General features: G+C 76.8%; 3 protein-coding genes. 2 read left to right on the top strand and 1 reads right to left on the bottom strand.

Annotated features, from left to right (window positions below; genetic code table 11):
* Window positions 1–47 precede the first annotated feature (47 nt).
* On the top strand, window positions 48–512 hold the full coding sequence (locus tag ACFUVW_RS20720) for a GNAT family N-acetyltransferase (protein WP_430573178.1): 465 nt from the start codon (window positions 48–50) through the stop codon (window positions 510–512).
* A gap of 37 nt (window positions 513–549) precedes the next feature.
* On the opposite strand, the gene ACFUVW_RS20715 is transcribed toward ACFUVW_RS20720, so the two are convergent.
* Window positions 550–1,458: a YitT family protein gene (locus ACFUVW_RS20715; RefSeq protein ID WP_430573177.1), complete on the bottom strand. Its 909-nt coding sequence runs from the start codon at window positions 1,456–1,458 to the stop codon at window positions 550–552.
* 60 nt (window positions 1,459–1,518) lie between these two features.
* Between ACFUVW_RS20715 and ACFUVW_RS20710 the strand changes: the two genes are divergently transcribed.
* Window positions 1,519–1,825: GntR family transcriptional regulator (locus ACFUVW_RS20710; protein WP_430573176.1), on the top strand; the 307-nt coding region annotated here is incomplete at its 3' end.

The raw sequence follows: 1,825 nt of genomic DNA, 5'->3' as shown, positions 1-1,825 counted from the left end.
CCTCCGGACACGGGGGGCGGCGGGCGCTCCGTCGATAGGGTCCGGGCATGACCGCGCCCGCCACCGCCGTCCGCCCTGCCCGCGCTGCCGACGCCGACGCCCTGTGGCCGCTGGCCCGCGACTTCGCGACCAGCTTCCGGCCCCGGAGGGACGCCTTCGACGACACGCTCGGGGCGCTCCTCGCCCGGGACGACACGCTGCTCGCCGTCGTCACCGGGCCGGCGAGCGGCGTGCCGCTGGGCTACCTCCTGGCGAGCACGCACCTGACGTTCCTCGCGAACGGCCCGGTCTGCTGGGTGGAGGAGGTCATGGTCGATCCCGCGCACCGCGGCCGCGGGCTGGGCGCCGCGCTCATGGCCCACGCCGAGCGGTGGGCGACGGAGCGCGGGGCGGCCTACGTGTCGCTCGCCAGCCGCCGGGCCGGCGGCTTCTACGAGGCGCGGGGCTACGACGACTCCGCCACCTTCTACCGCCGCGAACTGCCTTCCAACACGCGATCTGCCGCGCCATGACGGTTCATGGCGCGACAGATCGCCTGCTGGAAGGCCGTCAACGGCCCCGGTGCTCCCGGGAGATCGTGTCGAGCGCGCGGGAGATCTCGCGACCGCGGCGCGCGAGGTCTGCGTCCGTCGGCGTCGGGCGTGCCGTCCGCGCCGCGGGTGCGACCGTCCCCGTGAGCCCGGTCGGCACGAGCCACCGCCAGCGCACCGTCGCCTGCACGACCGGGCCCACGCCCAGCGCGTAGGCGACGGTCGCCCAGCCGAACGTCCCGCCGAGCAGGACGCCGAGCAGCACGACGACGACCTCGATGGCGGTCCGCACGAGGCGGACAGACCATCCGGTGCGCTGCACGAGGCCGGTCATGAGGCCGTCACGCGGCCCCGGTCCGAGGCGCACGCCGATGTAGGCGGCCGTCGCCACGCCGTTGAGCACGATGCCGCCGACGGCGAGCGCGACGCGGGCGACCGGGCCCGGGTCGGGGACGAGCCAGGCCGTCGCCGCGAGGCTCGGGCCGATCGCCAGGCTGATCACGACGACGTTCGCGACCGTCCCGATGCCCGGCCGCTGGCGCAGCGGGACCCACGCGAGCAGCACGAGCACCGCCGTCAGCGCGACGACCGTGCCGAACCCCAGCCCCGTGCTGCGCACGAGGCCCTGGTGCAGCACGTCCCACGGCATGCCGCCCTGACCGGCGTGCAGCAGCATCGCCATCGACCACGCGAACCCCAGCAGCCCGAGCAGGAGCTGGGCGCCGCGTCGCACGGGCCCCCAGGTCGCCGGCGACGCTGCTGCTCGAGCGGGCTCGACAGGCTCGGGCGGCTCGGCGCGGCGGGCGGCATCCGCGGCACCCTGCGCGGGCGGCGCGGCCGACGGCGCCACGGGTCGCGGAGCGTGCGCGATCCGTCGGCGGAGCGGGCGGCGGGACGGACGGCGGACGGAACGGGCGGTCGTGCTCATGCTCCCACCCTCCGTCCTAATGGCCTTGCAATCCATATCCATTGGGCCGACAGTGGCCCCGTGACCGTCACCTCCCCAGCGTCCTCGCCGTCCGCGCCGCCCGCCGTCCGGCAGCTCTCCCCCGCGGCCACCGCGCGCCTGCTCGGCGACTGGCGTGCGGGCGGTCCGGCCTACCTCGCACTGGCGGACGCCCTGCGCGCCGCGGTGCTCTCCGGCAGCCTCCCGCCGCTCACCCGGGTACCCAGCGAGCGCGAGCTCGCGGCGGCGCTCCGGGTCTCGCGCACGACGACGTCCGGCGCCTACGCCCGCCTGCGCGAGCTGGGCTTCCTCGCGAGCCGGGTCGGCTCCGGCACGGTCACGACGCTCC

The organism is Isoptericola sp. NPDC057391, from assembly GCF_042668085.1.
In the GTDB taxonomy this organism is placed as follows: Bacteria; Actinomycetota; Actinomycetes; order Actinomycetales; family Cellulomonadaceae; genus Isoptericola.
This window is presented reverse-complemented; position numbering and strand designations above follow the sequence as displayed.

Excerpts from the sequence above, each read along its gene's own strand:
- ACFUVW_RS20720 (WP_430573178.1), top strand. The coding sequence starts at position 48 with ATGACCGCGCCCGCCACCGCCGTCCGCCCTGCCCGCGCTGCCGACGCC.
- ACFUVW_RS20715 (WP_430573177.1), bottom strand. The coding sequence starts at position 1,458 with ATGAGCACGACCGCCCGTTCCGTCCGCCGTCCGTCCCGCCGCCCGCTC.